This window comes from Rhodococcus sp. BUPNP1, assembly GCF_002215235.1.
Taxonomy (GTDB): domain Bacteria; phylum Actinomycetota; class Actinomycetes; order Mycobacteriales; family Mycobacteriaceae; genus Rhodococcus.
The window spans coordinates 285,279-306,512 of record NZ_NERM01000003.1; the positions used below are offsets into that span (position 1 = coordinate 285,279).

1 protein-coding gene is annotated in these 21,234 nt (G+C 70.0%); it reads left to right on the top strand.

The annotated features are described in order from the left end of the window. Positions 1 to 204 precede the first annotated feature (204 nt). The gene (locus B9C99_RS04945; RefSeq protein ID WP_088897117.1) at positions 205 to 21,105 is read left to right on the top strand and encodes a non-ribosomal peptide synthetase; all 20,901 of its coding nucleotides are present in this window, start codon (positions 205 to 207) and stop codon (positions 21,103 to 21,105) included. The last annotated feature ends 129 nt before the right edge of the window (positions 21,106 to 21,234 follow it).

Consider the following 21,234-nt stretch of genomic DNA (forward strand, 5'->3'; position numbering starts at 1 on the left):
CGGTGATGACCGGCGGGTAACCTGCTTCGGGCGCCTCGGCCGACAGGCTGGGGATCCGTTGCTGCGTCCGGTCCTGCGGAGAGTCCTACCGCCCGACCACGCCGTAACGATCCTCACCTGCTCAGCAGATAAACCGAGAGGGTTGTGCGCTGCGCAAGCCACCGCCGATGGGGGATTGCGCGACGGTGAGAGAAAGGTTGGGGATTGGACTCGCTGGGTAACGGCGGATCGGACGCGGGGAACTCGCAGGGCGTCGTGCCGCCCGGGGCCTTTCCGCTCTCGCCGGCACAGCTGGGCATGTGGTTCGCCCAGCACGTCGACCCGACGGTGCCCGCCAACATCGCTCAGTACGTCGAACTCGAGGGCGACCTCGACCTCGACCTGCTGCACGCCGCGAGCGTCCGCGCCGCCCGCGAGATGGGATCGGGTTTCCTCCGGTTCATCGAGGTCGACGCCCAGCCCTACCAGCTCGTCGACCTCACGCTCGACGACTCCGTCGGCTACGAGGATCTTCGGGGCGAGCCCGACCCCCGTCGGGCCGCGCTCGACTGGATGCGCGACGACCGCAGCCGTCCCGTCGACGTCCTCCGCGACCGGCTGATCTCCGCGACGGTCCTGCGCATCGGTGACCGTCGTTACTTCTGGTACAACCGCGTCCACCATCTCGCGCTCGACGGTTTCGCCGCCGCGACCTTCATGACCCGCATCGCCGAGCTCTACACGGCGTCGGTCGACGGCGTCGAACCGTCCCCGAGCCTCGCGTCCGATCTGCGCAAGGTTTACGACGTCGAGATGGAGTACCGCGGATCGAAGCGGTTCGCCGACGACCGCGAGTACTGGGCGCAGCAGATCGAGGGCATCGAGGAGCCCACGAGCCTCGCCGGCCGAACCGCGGCGCCCGCGCCGGTCAGCCGCATCGACAGCGCGGCGCTGTCGGACGAGACCGAACGCCGCGTCGAGCAGCTGTCCGAGCAGGAGAACACGAGCCTCGCGACCGCCGTCATCGCGGCGTTCGCGGCCTACGTCGCCCAGATGACCGGGCAGACCGATGTCGTCCTGAGCCTGCCCGTCGCCGCCCGCACCACCGCCCTGTTGCGCCGCTCCGGCAGCATGGTCTCGAACGTCGTCCCGCTCCGGTTGAGCGTGACCGACGAGACCACCGTCCACGACCTCATCGCGGCGTCCGGTGCCGCCGTCTCGGGCGCGCTGCGTCACCAGCGCTACCGGCACGAGGACATCGTCCGCGACCGCGATGCGAGCTCCGCGGGTGGAGCACAGTCCACCTTCTTCGGGCCGTGGGTCAACATCATGCTGTTCGACAACGAGGTCCGCCTCGGCGACATGGTGGGACGGATCAACATCCTGTCGACCGGTCTGATCGAGGACCTCGGCGTCAACGTCTACACCAGCGGCGACAACACCCACATCGACTTCGAGTCGAACCCGAATCTCTACGGACCCGACCGGGCCGCCTCCGACCACGCGCGGTTCGTCGAGTTCTTCGACCGTTTCGTCGGTTCGGCCTCCGACCGGCCCGTCTGGGACATCCCGCTCGCCGGCGGCACCGAACTCGACCGGGTCGTCCGCGACTGGAACCGCACCGACCATCCCGTGCAGCGCCGCGACCTGCTCGCGGAGTTCCACGACCGGGTCGCGACCTCTCCCGACGCGACCGCGCTGGTCTTCGAGGGCGAATCGCTGACCTACGCCGAATTCGCCGCGCGCGTGAACAGCCTCGCCCGGGCACTGGTCGATCTCGGGGTCGGCCCCGAGTCCCTCGTCGGACTGTCCATCCGACGCTCGCTCGAGCTCGTCGTCGGCATGTACGCGATCGTCGAGGCGGGTGGCGCTTGGGTGCCGATCGACCCCGACCACCCGGCCGATCGCACCGCGTACATCCTCGAGACCGCCCACCCCACGGCGGTGCTCACCACGGCGCGCGACGACGTGACGCTGCCCGAGGGCATCCCCACGATCGAGGTCGACACCTTCGACCACTCGCGGTTCGACACGGCGCCGCTCACCGACGCCGAACGACGCGGACCGATCCTTCCGGACACGACCGCCTACGTCATCTTCACCTCCGGTTCGACGGGCCGGCCGAAGGGCGTGGCCGTGAGCCACGTGGCGATCGACAACCAGATCCAGTGGATGAACGACCAGTACGGTCTGACGTCCTCCGACGTGTACCTGCAGAAGACCGCGACGACCTTCGACGTGTCGCTGTGGGGCTTCTTCATGCCCCTGCGTGTCGGCGCGACCCTCGTGATCGCGACGCCCGACGGGCACCGCGACCCGGTCTACGTCGCGAACAGGATCGCCGAGCACGGTGTCACGATCACCGACTTCGTGCCGTCGATGCTCACGGTCTTCGTCGCGAATGCGCCTGCCGGAACGTGTGATTCGCTGCGGCACGTCTTCGTCATCGGTGAGGCCCTGCCGTCGGAGACCGCCGCGGACTTCGCGCGCATGTGCTCGGCCGGACTCCACAACCTGTACGGACCCACCGAAGCCGCGGTCTCCATCACCTACCACCGGGCCGCTCCCGGCGACGTGCACAGCGTCCCGATCGGCGTTCCGCAGTGGAACAGCCGCGCATACGTCCTCGACCGGCGGCTGCGTCCGGTGCCGGTGGGCCGCCCCGGCGAGCTCTACCTCGCCGGTGTCCAGCTCGCGCGCGGATATCTCGACCGTCCCGACCTGACCTCCGACCGTTTCCTCGCCGACCCCTTCGGGGCGCCCGGCGAACGGATGTACCGCACCGGCGACCTGGTGCGCTGGGAGACCGCCGCCGACGGCACGGGTCTGCTCGAGTACATCGGCCGCACCGACTTCCAGGTCAAGTTCCGCGGCCAGCGCATCGAGCTCGGCGAGATCGAAGCGGTGCTGCTCGCGCACCCCGCCGTCTCGCAGGCCGTGGTGCTCGTGGTGGCGACCCCCACCGGCGACCAGCTCGTGGGGTACGTCGTCGCGGCTCCCGGCCGCACGATCGACACCTCCGATCTCGCCGACCACGCCGGCCGGTCGCTGCCGTCGTACATGGTTCCGGCGTCGCTCATGGTGCTCGACGCGCTGCCGCTCAACACGAGCGGCAAGCTCGACCGGAAGGCGTTGCCGGAGCCGGTCTTCAGCAGCACCCGCATCTTCCGTGAGCCGCGCACCCCCGCCGAGCGTGCCGTCGCCGAAGCGTTCGGTGAGGTCCTCGGTGTCGAACGTGTGGGTCTCGACGACGACTTCTTCGAACTCGGCGGCAACTCCCTCGTCGCCACCCAGGTGGTCTCCCGCATCGGAGCCGCGCTCGACACCCAGGTGCCCGTGCGTGTGCTGTTCGAGGCGTCCACCGTCGTGGGTCTCGCGACGCGGCTCGCCAAGCAGATCGGTACCGGCGCGCGGTCCCCGCTCGTCGCCCGGCCGCGACCGGACGTGCTGCCGTTGTCGACTGCGCAGCAACGGATCTGGTTCCTCAACCGCTTCGACGTCAGCACCGCCGCCTACAACCTTCCGTTCACGGTGCGGCTCACCGGCGCCGTCGATCCCGCAGCGGTGTCCGACGCCTTCGCCGACGTGGTGGCGCGGCACGAGAGCCTGCGGACCGTCTACCCCGAGGTGGACGGCGAACCGCAGCAGATGATCCTGCCGGTCGAGCAGGTCGTCGTCCCGCTGGAGCCGATCGACGTCGGCGAGCAGGACCTCCACGCGGCCGTCGTCGACCTCGCGAGCCGCGGTTTCGACGTCGTCCGCGACGTCCCCTTCCGGGTCGCGCTGTACCGGCTCGCCCCCGACGACTACGTCCTGGCGATGGTGCTGCACCACATCGCCGCCGACGGCTCCTCGTTCGGCCCGTTCGCCCGCGACGTGGTCACGGCCTACAGCGCCCGCGCCGAGGGGAACAAGCCGAGCTGGACGCCGCTTCCCGTCCAGTACGCCGACTACGCCGTCTGGCAGCGCGAGGCTCTCGGTGACGAAGCCGACCCGAATTCCGTTGCAGCGCAGCAGCTCGACTACTGGGTGAACGAGCTCGACGGTCTGCCCGACCAGCTCGACCTGCCCACCGACCGGACCCGTCCCGCCGTCTCCTCCTACAACGGCGACAAGCACCGCTTCGAGATCGACGCCGAGACCCACCGCGGTCTCGTCGACCTCGCCCGCAAGCAGCACGCGTCGCTGTTCATGGTCGTCCACGCGGCCTACGCCGCCCTGCTGTCCCGCCTCAGCGGATCCGACGACATCGCCATCGGTACCGCCGTGGCAGGTCGCGGGGAGAAGGACCTCGACGACCTGATCGGCATGTTCGTCAACACCCTCGTCCTGCGTACCCGGATCGATCCCGGCATGTCGTTCGAGGACTACCTCGCCGGTGTCCGGGAGACCGACCTGACGGCGTTCTCGAACGCCGACGTTCCCTTCGAGCGTCTCGTCGAGGTGCTCAACCCGCCCCGCTCGACCGCGCGTCACCCGCTGTTCCAGGCCGCGCTGTCCCTCGAACCGGGAACCGCGCGCGACGTCTCGTTCGCGGGAGTCCACGCCGTCGGCGCCGAACTGGACGTGCCGATCTCGAAGTTCGACATCCAGCTGTGGGTGACCGAGAAGACCGGCGACGACGGCGAACCCGCCGGCCTCGACGCCCTGTTCGAGTACGCCACCGACCTGTTCGACGCGGCGACGGTCGCCGTCTTCGCCGAACGCTTCGCGCGGATCCTCGCGGGGATCGTCGCCGATGCGTCGACCTGCGTGGGCGACCTGGCGATCCTCTCTCCCGGAGAGGCCGAACGCCTGCTCACGGCGACGGGACCCGAGCCCGCCGAGGCCCGCACCCTGGTGGAGCTGCTCACCGCCGGCGCCGTCGAGCATCCCGACCGTGTCGCGGTCCGCGACCGCGACACCATCCTGACCTACCGCGAACTCGACACCTGGTCGAACCGCATCGCCCGGCGGCTCGTCGAGCGCGGTGCCCGGCCCGACGGCATCGTCGCGCTGGCCTTCCCGCGGTCGTGGGAGATGGTGCTCGCTGTGTGGTCGGTCGCCAAGACCGGCGCCGCCTACACGCCCGTCGACCCGGAATACCCGGCCGAACGCGTCACCCACATGCTCGACGACTCGTCGGCCGTCTTCGGCCTGACGACGGGGGAGCACGCCACCGGTCTGCCGTCGGCCACCGAGTGGATCCGGCTCGACGACCCCGAGTTCGTCGACGCGTGCGCGTCGTGCCCGGACGGCCCGCTCACTGACGCCGACCGCGCTGCGCCGCTGCGCCTCGACCACACCGCCTACGTCATCTACACCTCCGGTTCGACGGGCAAGCCCAAGGGCGTCGCCGTCACCCACCGCGGCCTCGCCGGTCTCGTCCGCGAGACCGTCGAACTGTACGGCGTGACAGAGGAATCGAAGCTCCTGCACATCTGCTCGCCGAGCTTCGACCCGACGGTCCTCGACTGGACGCTCGCCGGGTCCACCGGCGCCGAACTCGTCGTGACACCGCCGTCGATCTACGGCGGCGCCGAACTGCGCGCGCTCATCGAACGCACCGGTGTCACCCACACCGTCATCACCCCGGCGGTGCTCGGTTCCGTCGACCCGAGCGGGCTCGACGCCCTGCGCGTCGTGAACGTCGGTGGCGACGTGTCCACAGCCGATCTCGTCTCCCGCTGGGCGCCCGGCCGTCGCTTCTACAACGCCTACGGACCGACCGAGACCACGATCGTCTCGACGCGCGCCCTCCTCGAACCGTCCGGTCCGATCACCATCGGACGGCCCGTGGCCGGCGTGCACGCCCTGGTCCTCGACAGCCGGCTCCGTCCCGTCCCCGCCGGTGTCGCGGGTGAGCTCTATCTCGCGGGCGACGTGCTCGCCCGGGGCTACCACCGCCGTCCGGCGCTCACCGGCGACCGATTCGTGGCGAACCCATTCGGCGCGAACGGAAGCCGCATGTACCGCACCGGCGACATCGTGCGCTGGGACGGGCAGGGCCGCATCGAGTTCGCCGGCCGCGCCGACTTCCAGGTCAAGGTCCGCGGCTACCGCATCGAACTCGGCGAGATCGACGCCGCGCTGCTGACCCACCCCCTGGTCGCCTTCTCGACCACCGTCGGCCACGAGATGCCGTCGGGCCAGACCGCGCTCGTCGCGTACGTGCACGGGGACGAGCAGATCGATCCTGCCGAACTCGCCGATCACGTCGGCCGCTCCCTGCCGTCGTACATGGTGCCCTCGCAGATCATCGTGCTCGACGAGGTGCCGCTCAATCCGGTCGGCAAGCTCGACCGCCGTGCCCTGCCCGAACCCGATCTCGGCATCAGCTACCGCGAGTTCCGTGCCCCGACCACACCCATCGAGGAAACGGTCGCGAACGTCTTCGCCGAGGTGCTCGGCGTCCAGGGCGTGGGTCTCGACGACGACTTCTTCGAGCTCGGCGGCAACTCGCTGCTCGCCACGCAGGTCGTCTCCCGGCTCGGTGTCGCCCTCGACGCGCAGGTGCCGGTGCGGGCGCTGTTCGAATCCAGCTCGGTGGCGGCCCTGGCGGTGCGCGTCGAGCAGGAGGCAGGTCGCGGAGCGCGCATCGCTCTGACGAAGATGCCGCGGCCCGAACGTGTTCCGCTGTCGCTCGCACAGCAGCGCATGTGGTTCCTCAACCGCTTCGATCCGCGGTCGTCCACCTACAACCTCCCGATGGCACTGCGCCTGACCGGCGAACTGGACGTCGCCGCACTGCAGGTGTCGATCATGGACGTCATCGATCGGCACGAGTCGCTGCGCACCGTCTTCCCCGACTCGCCGAACGGACCGCACCAGGTCGTCCGTGCCGCGGCGGAGGTCGTGCCGGATCTGACCCCGACCCGGATCACCCCCGACGAGCTGCCCGCCTCCGTCCGGCGCCTGGTCTTCACCGGCCTGGACGTGACGTCGGACGTGCCGATCCGCGCCGAGCTGTTCGAACTCGGCGACCAGGAGCACGTACTCGCGCTCGTCGTGCACCACATCTCGGCCGACGGCTGGTCCACCGGTCCGATGGCGCGCGACATCATGGTCGCCTACACCGCCCGCACCGAATGGGAGGAGCCCTCGTGGGCGCCCCTGCCGGTGCAGTACGCCGACTACACGCTGTGGCAGCGGCAGGTACTCGGAGCCGAGGACGACCCGCAGTCGCTGATCTCCCGGCAACTCGACTACTGGCGTCGCACCCTCGCCGGTGTGCCCGACCAGCTCGATCTGCCCGCCGATCGTCCGCGCCCGGCCGTGCAGTCGTACTCCGGTGCGACCGTGGACTTCTCGATCGATCCGGAACTGCACCGCGAGCTCGTGGCCCTGGCGCGCACCCGCAACGCGTCGCTGTTCATGGTGGTGCACGCAGCCCTGAGCGTGTTGCTCGCGCGGATGTCCGGTCAGGACGACATCGCGATCGGTACCCCGGTCGCGGGTCGCGGCGAGCAGGCGCTCGACGACCTGATCGGCATGTTCGTCAACACCCTCGTGCTGCGCACCGATGTCGATTCGGGTACGCCCTTCACCACGCATCTCGCCCGGGCGCGCGACGCGGCGCTCGGCGCCTTCGGTCACGCCGACGTGCCGTTCGAGCGGCTCGTCGAGGTGCTCAACCCGGCGCGCTCCACCGCCCGGCACCCGCTGTTCCAGGTGATGCTCTCGTTCGAGAACCTGCGCGCCGCGCACGTCGAACTGCGTGGCCTGACCCTCGACGTGCTCGACATCGACACGGCGGTCGCCAGGTTCGATCTGCAGCTCACCCTCACCGAGGACTTCGCCGAGGACGGCACGCCGAACGGTCTCGGAGCGGCGTTCACCTATGCGACCGACCTGTTCGATCACTCGACGGTGCGCGGATTCGCCGATCGCTTCGTCCGCATCCTCGAGGCCGTGGTGCGCGAGCCGGAGGTCGTCGTCGGCGACATCGACCTGCTCGACGCCGGCGAGCGTCTCGCGGTCCTCGAATCGTGGAACGACACCGCGCACGAGCTGGAACCGGCCACTCTCGTCGACCTGTTCGACGCCCGGGTCGCGACGGATCCCGACGCCGTGGCCGTGGCCTTCGAGGGCGAGCAGCTGACCTACGCGGACTTCGACGCGCGGGTGAACCGCCTTGCCCGCCATCTGGTCTCGCAGGGTGTCGGACCGGAGTCGACCGTCGGACTCGCGGTACGGCGATCCCTCGACCTCCTCGTCGGCATGTACGCGATCGTCAAGGCCGGCGGTGCCTACGTGCCGCTCGACCCCGACCAGCCCGCCGACCGCAACGCGTACATCCTCGACACGGCGGCGCCGGTCGCGGTGCTGACCACCACCCGCGACGCCTTCGAGTCGACCGCGGCCGTGCGCACGATCGAGATCGACACGCTCGATGTGTCGGACCTGCCGTCCGGCCCGATCACCGACGCCGACCGCATCGCCACGCTCACGCCGACGAACACCGCGTATGTCATCTTCACGTCCGGTTCCACGGGACGCCCCAAGGGTGTCGCGGTGCCGCACGGCGCGATCGTCAACCGCCTGCTGTGGATGCAGGACGAGTACGGCCTCGGCCGCGACGACGTGGTGCTGCAGAAGACGCCGTTCACCTTCGACGTGTCGGTGTGGGAGTTCTTCTGGCCCCTGCAGATCGGTGCGCGCCTCGAGATCGCGCTGCCCGACGGTCATCGGGACCCGGCCTATCTCGCCCGGGTCATGGCCGACCGCGGTGTCACGGTCGCGCACTTCGTGCCGTCCATGCTCGCGGTCTTCGTCGCCGAGAACGCCGCGGCCTCGGCCTCGTCGTTGCGGATGGTCTTCGCCTCGGGCGAGGCACTGCCCGCCTCGGTCGCCGCACGCCTGCGGTCGATCCTGCCGGGCGCTCGCCTGCACAACCTGTACGGCCCCACCGAGGCGGCCGTCGACGTGACCTACCACGAGGTCACCGCCGCCGACTCGGTGTCGGTGCCCATCGGCGTCCCGGTCTGGAACACCGGCGTCCACGTCCTCGACGGCCGACTGCATCCGGTGCCGGTCGGTGTCGCGGGTGAGCTCTACCTGTCGGGTGTCCAGCTGGCGCGCGGTTACGTCGCGCGGCCGGACCTGACGGCGGAACGCTTCGTCGCCTCGCCGTACGGGGCGGGGGAGAGGCTCTACCGCACGGGCGATCTCGTGCGGTGGGTCGCCCGGGAGGCCTCCGACGCACGCACGGCACGTGCCGAACTCGAATACATCGGCCGCACCGACTTCCAGGTCAAGCTGCGCGGCCTGCGCATCGAACTCGGCGAAATCGAGACTGCCCTGCTCGCGCTCGACGACGTCGACCAGGCCGTCGTGCTCGTGCGCTCGGACGCCCACTCCGGTGAACACCTCGTCGCCTATCTCGTCGCCACCGACGGCCGCTCGCTCGACACCACCGCCGTCTCGCGTCGTCTCGCCGGCTCGCTGCCGGCCTACATGGTGCCGTCGGTCTACGTCGTGCTCGACGAGTTCCCGCTCGGATCGTCGGGCAAGCTCGACCGCAAGGCCCTGCCGGCCCCGGTCTTCGAGGTCAAGGAGTTCCGCGCCCCGACGACCCCGGTCGAACAGATCGTCGCGTCGGTCTTCGCCGACGTCCTCGGACTCGACCGCGTCGGTCTCGACGACGATTTCTTCGCGCTCGGCGGCAACTCGCTGATCGCAACACAGGCCGTCTCCCGTATCGGCGAATCCCTCGGTGGCCGAGTGGCATTGCGCGCGATCTTCGAGGCGTCCACCGTCGAGGCGCTCGCCGCGGCCGTCGAGGCCGACTCGTCGGGTGCGGCCCGCACACCGCTCGTCGCCGGGCGCCGCCCCGAACGGGTTCCGCTGTCGCTCGCGCAGCAGCGCATGTGGTTCCTCAACCGCTTCGACCCGGAGTCCGCGGTCAACAACATCCCTGTGGCCGTGCACCTGTCCGGTGCGCTCGACGTCTCCGCGCTCGGGACCGCGCTGCGCGACGTCGTCGCACGGCACGAATCGCTCCGCACCGTCTACCCCGACGTCGACGGCTACGGCTACCAGAAGGTGCTCCCGGTCTCGGAGGTGCCGGTCGAGCTGACCGTCACCCGCATCGACGCCGACCGTCTGCCCGCCGAACTGCGGGCACTCGCGGCGACCACCTTCGACGTCGTGCGCGACGTGCCGATGGTGGTGCGGTTGTTCGAGACCGGACCCGACTCGCACGTGCTGGTCGCGGTCCTGCACCACATCGCCGCCGACGGTTTCTCGATGGTGCCGCTGACCCGCGACATCATGATCGCCTACGCGGCCCGGTCGCAGGGCGAGGTTCCGGCCTGGACCCCGCTGGAAATCCAGTACGCCGACTTCACCCTCTGGCAGCGCGAGGTGCTCGGCGCGGAGGACGATCCGGAGTCGGTGCTGGCCCGCCAGATCGACTACTGGACCGACACCCTCGCCGACCTGCCGGAGAGCCTCGGCCTGCCCACGGACCGGCCGCGTCCGGCGGTCGCGTCGTACCGCGGTGCCGTCACCCGGCTGACGATCGACCCCGAACTGCGCGCCGCGGTGGAACGTCTCGCGCAGCAGCGGCGCACGACCGAGTTCATGGTCGTGCACGCGGTGCTCGCGACGCTGCTCGCGCGCCTGAGCGCCTCCGACGACATCGCGATCGGCACGCCGATCGCCGGTCGCGGCGAACGCTCCCTCGACGACCTGATCGGCATGTTCGTCAACACCCTCGTCCTGCGGACCCGGGTGGACGTCACCGCCACCTTCGACGAGTTGCTGGCCCACGTCCGCGAGGTCGACCTCGGCGCGTTCGCCCACGCCGAGATCCCGTTCGAGCGTCTCGTCGACGTCCTCGCCCCGGTCCGCACCCAGGCGCACAACCCTCTGTTCCAAGTGATGCTGGCCTTCCAGAATCTCGGACAGGTGTCGCTGCAGCTGCCGGAACTGTCGGTCACGAACGTGCCCCTCGACAACGGACTGTCCAAGTTCGACCTCGTGGTGACGGTTCTCGATGCCGACACCGAGGGCGCATCGTCCGACGGCTGGGTCGTCGAACTCTCCTACGCGACCGATCTGTTCGACGCCGAGACGATCGACGTCCTCGGTGAGCGGTTCGTCCGTCTGCTCGCCGCCGCGACGGCGACTCCCGCCACCGGGATCGACGAGCTGCCGCTGCTCACCGCCGGCGAACGCGACGCCGTCGACGCCGCCGCGCACGGTGCCCGCACCGAGCTCGGCACGACCGCGACCCTGCCCGCCCTGCTCGACGCGCAGGTCGCCCGCACGCCCGACGCCCTCGCCGTCGTGCCCGGCACCGACGCGGTCGGAACGCCGCTGACCTACCGCGAGTTCGGGGAACGGGTCAACGCGTTCGCACGCCACCTCGTCGAGCTGGGCGTCGGCCCGGAGACCCGGGTGGGCGTGGCGATCGGCCGGTCCGTCGACATGCTCGTCGCCGTCCACGCCGTGATCGCCGCCGGCGGCGCCTACGTGCCGCTCGACCTCGAACAGCCCGCCGACCGCATCGCGTACGTCCTCGAATCCTCCGCTCCCTCACTGGTTCTGGTCGCATCCTGGGACGAGCTCCGGGACCGGACCGGTTTCGGGGACATCCCGACCGTCGAGATCGACGCCGTCGACCTCTCCGGCCGCGACGGCTCGCCCGTCCGCGACGACGAGCGGACCCGTCCGCTGCGAGCCGAACACCTCGCCTACGTCCTCTACACCTCCGGTTCCACCGGCCGCCCCAAGGGCGTCGCCGTGCCGCACGGCGCGGTGGTCAACCAGTTGTCGTGGATGCAGGACGAATTCGCCCTCTCAGCCGACGACCGGGTGCTCCTCAAGACCCCGGTCACCTTCGACGCATCGGTCTGGGAACTCTTCCTGCCGCTGCACGCCGGCGCACGCACGGTCGTCGCATCGCCGGGCCTGCACCGCGAACCCGCCGGAATGGCCGCCGAGATCGCCCGGGCCGGCATCACCGTCGTCCAGTTCGTCCCGACCGTCTTCGACGCGGTGCTCGAGCACCTGGGGGAGGAGGCCGCGGCCTCGCTCACCCACGTCTTCTGCGGCGGCGAGAGCCTCTCCGGGGAGAGCGCCGCCCGCTTCCGCAAGCTCGGCGCAGCACCGGTGCACAACCTCTACGGTCCCACCGAGACCACCATCCAGACGCTGCACCGCACCGCCGAACCCGACGACCACCCCGCGGTGCCGATCGGCTCGCCGGTGTGGAACACCGCCGCTCGCGTCCTCGACGCGCGCCTGCGGCCCGTCCCGGTGGGAGTCGCCGGAGAGCTGTACCTGTCCGGTGCGCAGCTCGCCCGCGCCTACCACGGTCGGCCGGACCTGACCGCGGAACGCTTCGTCGCCGATCCGTTCTCCACCTCCGGTGGCCGCCTGTATCGCACCGGCGACCTCGTGCGATGGGTGCGCACCGCCGGCGGCGACCGTCTCGAACTCGACTACATCGGCCGCACCGACCAGCAGGTCAAGCTGCGCGGTCTGCGGATCGAACTCGGCGAGATCGACACCGCGCTCACCGCGCAGCCCGCGATCGGTCGTGCCGTGACGGTGGTGCGTGAGGATCCCCGATCAGGACCGCAGCTCGTCTCGTACGTCGTGCCGATCGCCGGCGCCGACATCGACCCGGCGGACGTCAAGACCGCGCTGCTCTCGCGACTGCCGTCGTACATGGTGCCCGCCGCGATCGTCGCGCTCGACTCGCTGCCGCTCAACACGAGCGGCAAGGTCGACCGTCGCGCGCTGCCCGCACCGACCTTCGAGGTGCAGGAGTTCATGCCGCCGCGCACGCCGGTCGAGGAGATCGTCGCGGGTGTCTTCGCGCAGGTGCTCGGTGTCCCGCGCGTCGGCCGCACCGACGACTTCTTCGCGCTCGGCGGCAACTCGCTCGTCGCGACGCAGGTGGTCGCCCGTCTCGGCGACGCCCTCGACACGACCGTCCCCGTCCGTGCCCTGTTCGACGCCCCCACCGTCGAGACCCTCGCGGTCCGCGTCGAACAGTTCGGGGGAGCCGGTTCGCGGCCCGCCCTCGAACGGCGCGAGCGTCCGGAACGGATCCCGCTGTCGCCCGCACAGCAGCGCATGTGGTTCCTCAACCGCTTCGACCCGGCCTCCGCGGCGAACAACATCCCCGTCGGTGTCCGCCTCACCGGCGACCTCGACGTCGGGGCGCTGCGCACCGCGCTCGGCGACGTCGTCGAGCGGCACGAGTCGCTGCGGACGGTCTACCCGGACATCGACGGCGTGGGCCACCAGTCGGTGCAGCCGCCCTACGAGGTGGAGCTGTCCGTCGAACGGGTCGACGAGAGCACCCTGTTCGAGCGCGCGGAGCAGCTCACCTCGGCCGGCTTCGACGTCACGAGCGAGGTGCCGCTGCGAGTCGTATTGTTCTCGCTCGGCGCGCGCGAGCACGTGTTGTTCCTCGTGGTCCACCACATCGCGTCCGACGGCTTCTCGCTGCGGCCGCTCGCGCGCGACATCATGGTCGCCTACGCGAACCGTTCGCGCGGTGAGACCCCGAGCTGGGCGCCGCTCGAGGTGCAGTACGCGGACTACGCGTTGTGGCAGCGCGACGTCCTCGGCTCCGAGGACGATCCGCGTTCGGTGCTGTCGCGTCAGGTGGAGTACTGGACCGCGCAGCTGGCGGACCTTCCCGACCAGCTCGACCTGCCGTCGGATCGTGCTCGCCCCGAGGTCGCGTCGAACACCGGACGCACCAGCCGGTTCCGCATCGAACCCGAGCTGCACTCGGCTTTGGAAAGCCTTGCCCGGGAGCGGAACACGTCCCTGTTCATGGTTGTGCACGCGGCGCTGGCGGTGCTGCTGTCGCGACTGTCCGACAGCGAGGACATCGCGATCGGCACGCCGATCGCGGGCCGCGGCGCGGCCGCCCTCGACGACCTCATCGGCATGTTCGTCAACACGCTCGTACTGCGTGTCGGTGTGCGCAACGACATCCGGTTCCAGGACCTCCTCGCCGAGGTGCGCGACACCGACCTCGACGCCTTCGCGAACGCCGACGTCCCGTTCGAGCGGCTCGTGGAGATCCTCGACCCGCAGCGTTCGCAGGCGCGCCACCCGCTGTTCCAGGTGGCCCTGACCTTCCAGAACACCGGCCGGGTCGAATTCGACCTCGACGGCGTCACCGCCGCGGCGGTCGACTACGAGGCGCCCACCGCCAAGTTCGACCTGCAGTTCACCTTCGCCGAGACCGTCGGCGAGGACGGCTCGGCGGCCGGTATGGACTTCGCCGTCACCTACGCGACCGATCTGTTCGACGACCTGCGGGTCGCGGCGTTCGCGGAGCAGCTGCTGCGCATCCTGCGCGGGGTGGCCGAGGATCCGGCAGCGGTGGTCGGCGACATCGAGATCGTCGACGACTTCGAACGCGAACTGGTGGTCTCGCGCTGGAACTCGCTGGGCGACGACGTCGCACCGGCCGGCACCACACTCGTCGACATGTTCGAGGCGCGTGTCGCCGAACGCGGCGACGCGGTTGCGGTGCGGTTCGGGGACGAGCAGTTGTCCTACCGTGATCTCGGTGCGCGGGTGCATCGCCTGGCGCGTCATCTCATCGATGTCGGTGCCGGTCCGGAGGATCTGGTCGCGGTGGCGATGCCGCGTTCGCTGGATCTGATCGTGGCGTTGCTGGCGGTGCTCGAGGCGGGTGCGGGGTATCTGCCGATCGACCCGAACTCGCCGTCCGATCGGATCGAGTTCCTGGTCTCGGACGCGACGCCGGTCGCGGTGGTGACCACCTCGGACGTCGAGGTGGCGTTCCCGGGTTCGGTGCCGGTCGTCGAGATCGATCGTCTGGATCTGTCGGAGGTCGATGACGCACCGATCCTCGACGCGGAGCGCCGTGCGCCGTTGACGTCGACGAATCTGGCGTACGTGATCTACACGTCGGGCTCGACGGGACGCCCGAAGGGTGTGTTGATCCCGCATCGCAATGTGGTGCGGCTGATGGTCAACACCGAATCGGTGTACGGCTTCGACTCGTCGGACGTGTGGACGATGTTCCACAGCTACGCCTTCGACTTCTCGGTGTGGGAGCTGTGGGGACCGCTGCTCTACGGCGGGACCCTGGTGGTGGTCGACTACTTCACGTCGCGTTCACCGGAAGCCTTCCGCGAGTTGCTGATCCGTGAGCGGGTCACCGTGCTGAACCAGACCCCGTCGGCGTTCTACCAACTGGTCGAGGCCGACCGGGTCGCGGGCGACGAGGCGCAGCTGTCGCTGCGGTACGTGATCTTCGGTGGTGAGGCACTCGAGCCGCGGCGTCTGGCCGGGTGGTTCGAACGTCACGGGGATGCGGGGCGAGCGCAGCGACGGGGGATCGGCACAGCTCCGCGCCTGGTGAACATGTACGGCATCACGGAGACGACCGTGCACGTGTCGTACCGGGAGATCGGTGCCGACCTGGCGCAGGGCGCGTCCGCGAGCGTGGTCGGTGTCCCGATCGCGGGTCTGCGGGTGTACGTGCTCGATCGGCGGCTCAAGCCGGTACCGGTGGGTGTGGCCGGCGAGATGTACGTCGGCGGCGGCCAGTTGGCGCGTGGTTACCTGCGTCGGCCCGAGTTGTCGGCGGCGCGCTTCGTCGCCGATCCGTTCTCGTCCGACGGTGCGCTGCTGTACCGGACGGGCGATGTCGCACGCTGGGTCGTCTCGGGTGATCTCGAATATCTCGGACGCGCCGACGACCAGGTGAAGATCCGCGGTTTCCGCATCGAGCTCGGTGAGGTCGAGGCTGCGGTGCTCGCGCAGGACGAGGTTGCCCACGCGGCGGTCATCGTGCGCGAGGACACCCCGGGAGCAGCCCGGATCGTCGCCTATGTGGTTGCGCACGAGGGTATGTCGATCGACACCGAAGCGCTGCGCAGCGGTGTCGCCGTGGTCCTGCCGGAGTACATGGTGCCCTCGGCGTTCGTGGTGATCGACGCGATCCCGCTGACGGTCAACGGCAAGCTCGACCGTCGGGCGTTGCCCGAGCCGGTGTTCGAGACGCGTGGTTTCCGCGCGCCGAGCACTCCGATCGAGGAGATCGTGGCGGGCGTGTTCGCCGACGTGCTCGGTGTCGACCGCATCGGCGCCGACGACGATTTCTTCGCACTCGGTGGCAACTCGCTGATCGCGACGCAGGTCGTTTCCCGGCTCGGTGCCGCGCTCGATGCGCAGGTGCCGGTGCGGGCGTTGTTCGAGGCGTCCACCGTCGCCGAACTCGCGACACGGGTCGAGCAGGAGTCCGGTCGCGGTGCTCGGGTGCCGCTCACGGCGCGGACACGGCCGGAGTCGATCCCGCTGTCTCCCGCACAGCAGCGGATGTGGTTCCTCAACCGGTTCGATCCCGACTCGACGGCCTACAACATCCCGTTCGCGTTGCGGATGACGGGCGCACTGGACGTCGACGCGTTGCGTGCCGCGGTCGCCGATCTCGTCGCACGGCACGAGTCCCTGCGCACCGTCTACCCCGAGACCGAATCCGGTCCGGTGCAGCGCATCCTGCCGGCCTCGCAGGTCCGGCCCGAACTCGAACCGGTGGACGTCACCGCCGCCGATCTCGAGCCGCGGATGCGGGAGATCGCCGCAGCCGGGTTCGACGTGACCGTCGATGTGCCGGTGCGGATGCATCTGCTCCGCGTGGCCGACGACGATCACGTCCTCGTCACCGTGGTCCACCACATCAGCGCCGACGGTTCGTCGATGGTGCCGCTGGTCCGCGACGTCATGACGGCCTACGCCGCCCGTTCCGCGAACAGTGATCCGGCGTGGGCGCCGCTCGAGGTGCAGTACGCCGACTTCGCGTTGTGGCAGCGGGAGGTCCTCGGCTCCGAGGACGATCCGGAATCCACCGCCGCCGAGCAGCTCGGCTACTGGCGCACCGCGCTCGCCGACCTGCCCGACCAGCTCGACCTGCCGCTCGACCGTCCGCGGCCGGCGCAGCAGAGCTTCCGCGGCGACCGAGTGGAGTTCACCATCGGTGCCGATCTGCACCGCGAGCTGCGGGATCTGGCACGCAACCGGAACGCGACCGTGTTCATGGCCGTGCACGCGGCTTTCGCGACGCTGCTCGCGCGTCTGTCCGGCTCGACGGACATCGCGGTGGGCACCCCCATCGCGGGTCGCACCGAGCAGGCCACCGAGGACATCATCGGCATGTTCGTCAACACGCTGGTGCTCCGGCTGGAGGTGGACGGCGGTGCGTCCTTCGACGAACTGCTGTCCGCAGCACGGGAAACAGATCTGCAGGCCTTCGCGCACGCGGACGTGCCGTTCGAGCGTCTCGTCGAGGTCCTGAATCCGGCCCGTTCGACGGCCCGGCATCCGCTGTTCCAGGTCGGCTTCTCGTTCCAGAACCAGAACCGCTCCGAACTCGCCCTGCCCGGGCTCGACATCGAACCGATCGATCTCGAGGGTGGCACCGCCCAGTTCGACATGCACCTGATCGTCGCCGACAGCTACGGAGACGACGGCGCACCGCAGGGCATCGATGCGATCCTCACCTACGCGACGGATCTGTTCGACCGCGAGACCGCGGAGGCCGTCGCGGCCCGTTTCGAGCAGCTGCTCGAAGCGCTCGTCGCGGCACCGGCACTGCCCGTCGGTGATCACGCCCTGCTCCTTCCGCAGGAGCGCGACACGGTGCTCGGCGCGTGGAACGACACCGCGCACGGAACCGACCCCGGCGCGACCCTCGTCGGTCTGTTCGACGAGCAGGTCGCCGCACACCGCGACGACGTCGCGCTCGTGTACGAGGGCCGGCGGTGGACCTACGGCGAGTTCGACTCGTCCGTCAACCGTCTCGCCCGGCACCTGCTCGGTCTCGGTGTGGGGCCGGAGGATCGGGTCGCGCTCGCGATCCGTCGTTCACCCGAGCTGCTCGTGGGCATGTACGCGATCGCGAAGACCGGCGCTGCCTACGTGCCGGTCGACCCGGACCAGCCCGCCGAACGCAACACCTACATCCTCGACACGGCCGCTCCCGTCGCGATCGTGACGACGCGCGGCAACCGGGTCGAGCACGGCACGGCGCCGGTCGTCGAACTCGACGGCCTCGACCTCGCCGGGCTCTCCGACGATCCGATCACCGACGACGACCGGTCGGCTCCGCTGCGGCCGGGCAACACGGCGTACGTGATCTTCACGTCGGGTTCGACCGGGCGCCCCAAGGGCGTCGCGGTCTCCCACGCCGCGATCGTCAACCAATTGCTGTGGAAGCGTGAGTATTTCGGTATCGGGGCCGACGACGCGGTGCTGCTCAAGACCGTCGCGACGTTCGACCTGTCGGTGTGGGAGTTCTGGTCGGCGCTCACCTCCGGCGCCCGCCTGGTGATCGCCACCGCCGACGGACACCGCGATCCCGACTATCTGCTCGCGTTGTTGCGCGACGAGCAGGTCACCACGCTGCACACCGTTCCGTCCATGCTGTCGATGCTGATGACGGTCGCGGCCGGTCCGGTTGCGCCGTCGCTGCGGCGGATCCTCGCGATCGGTGAGGCACTGCCAGCGGCGGTGGCCCAGCAGTTCCGCGCGGACGACACCGCGACGCTGTACAACCTCTACGGACCGACCGAGGCCGCGGTCTCGGTGACCGTCCACGAGGTCGACGACGCCGACCGGACCGTCGTCCCGATCGGTGTGCCCGAGTGGAACACCGCCGTCTACGTCCTCGACGACCGGCTGCGGCCGGTGGCGCCGGGTGTCGCCGGCGAGCTGTACCTCGCGGGTGCCCAGCTCGCGCGGGGCTATCACGACCGTCCCGACCTCACCGCGGACCGGTTCGTCGCCGATCCGTACGGGCGCGGACGCATGTACCGCACGGGCGACATCGTCCGGTGGAACCGTGCCGGTCGCCTCGAATACCTCGACCGCGCCGACTTCCAGGTCAAGGTGCGCGGTTACCGCATCGAACTCGGCGAGGTCGAGACCGTCCTGCGCGAGCTGCCGGACGTGAAGGACGTCGCCGTCCTGGTGCGCAACACCGCCCACCTCGGCGACCGGCTCGTCGCGTACGTCGTGCCGGCCGCCGACTCGTTCGATGCCGGTGCGACACGGACGGCGCTCGCGGAGCGACTGCCGTCGTACATGGTGCCGTCGGCCTTCGTCGAACTCGAGGCGCTGCCGCTGAACACCAACGGCAAGCTCGACCGGCGGGCCCTGCCCGACCCCGAACTCGACGCGGGGCAGTTCCGTGCCCCGACCGATCCCGTCGAGGAGATCGTGGCTGCGACCGTCGCCGAACTGCTCGGTGTCGAACGGGCCGGTCTCGACGACGACTTCTTCGAACTCGGCGGCAACTCGCTGCTCGCGACGCAGCTCGCCGCCCGGCTCGGTGCCGCACTCGACACCCGCGTGCCCGTCCGGACGGTGTTCGAGTCGTCCACGGTGGTGGCGCTCGCCGCCCGCATCCGGCCGTCGGTGGGCGAGGGTGCCCGTCCGGCGCTCACGACCGTCCCGCGTCCCGAGCAGGTGCCGCTGTCGCTCGCCCAGCAGCGCATGTGGACCCTGAACCGGGTCGATCCCGAATCGGGTGTCTACAACATCCCCGTCGCCGTGCGCCTGACCGGTGCGCTCGACGTGGATGCCCTGCGCGCCGCGGTCGCCGACCTGTTCGCACGGCACGAGGTGCTGCGCACCGTCTACCCGGACAGCGGTGACGGTCCGGTGCAGGTCGTGCTGCCTGTCGCGCAGGCCGTGCCCGAACTCGCCCCGGTGGACGTGACCGCCGACGAACTCGTCGAGCGTCTCACCGAGATCCTCGGCAGCGGATTCGACGTGACGGCACCGGTCCCGCCGGTGCGGGTCGCGCTGTTGCGTCTCGCCGCGGACGAGCACGTCCTCGCGGTCGTCGCGCACCACATCAGCGCCGACGGGTACTCGATGCGTCCGCTCGTGCGCGACGTGATGACCGCCTATCTCGCGCACGCGGCGGGGGAGACCCCGGGCTGGGCACCGCTCGAGGTCCAGTACGCCGACTACACGCTGTGGCAGCAGAGCGTTCTCGGCTCCGAGGACGATCCCGGGAGCGAGCTCTCGCGTCAGCTCGACTACTGGGCCGACGAACTCTCCGGTGTCCCGGAGGTTCTCGCCCTGCCCACGGATCGTCCGCGCCCCGCCCGACAGTCCACCGTCGGTGAGTCGTTCACCTTCACGATCGGTGAGGAACTCGCGCAGCGGATCGAGAAGACCGCCCGCGAGCACAACGCGACGGTCTTCATGACGATGCACGCCGCCTTCGCGGTACTGCTCGCCCGCCTGTCGGGCAGCGAGGACATCGCGGTGGGTACACCGACCGCCGGTCGTGGTGAGGAAGCGCTCGACGACCTCGTCGGCATGTTCGTCAACACCCTGGTGCTCCGAACCCGGGTGGCCGGCTCGGCGACCTTCGCGGAGTTGCTCGCGCAGGCCAAGGAGAAGGACCTCGCGGCGTTCGGCAACGCCGACGTGCCGTTCGAGCGGGTCGTCGAACGTCTCGGGGTGCGACGCAACAGCGCGTACACCCCGCTGTTCCAGGCGATGCTCACCTTCCAGAACATCGACACCGGCACCTTCGCCCTGCCGGGGCTCGAGGTGACCGCGCTCGAGACAGGAGCCGACCAGGCGAAGTTCGACCTGCAGTGCACGGTGGTCGAACGGTTCTCCGAGTCGGGAGCACTGACCGCGCTCGATGTGACCTTCACCTACGCCACGGCACTGTTCGACGCCGCGACGGTCGAGACCTTCGGCGATCGCTTCGTCCGGATCCTCGAGGCCGTCGGCGCCGACCCGCAGGTCGTCCTCCGTTCGATCGACATCCGCACGGATGCCGAGCGGACGCGGGCGGCCCGGCCGAAGAAGGCGCGCACCGTCGCCGATCTGCCGGCGCTCGTGGCGGCAGCGGCCGCCGTGGCCCCGGACACCGTCGCCTTCCGGCACGGTGAGCGTGAGGTCACACTCGGCGAGTTCGCCCAGCGTCTGGACACCATGGCCACCACGACCGGCGGTGCGCTCACCGCCGAAGCGCTCGTGTCGGTGGTTTTGAACGGCCTCGTACCGGGGATGCTGCCCCAACTCGGCGCCGACGGTCTCGCACAGTTGGTGCGCGATGTGATCGCCGTCGCGGAAGGCGTCGATGCCGATGCGGTGGGAGACGCGGATTAGTCCTGTGTCGGTCACTTCGGGATAATGGAAGATCGGCTGTCGTTCGACTGCCCGGCCAGTACGGTGCCGGGTGGCAGCGGGGGGCGGTGTCGCGTGCACAGCGCGATGCCGAGCGCAGGTTATTTCAGG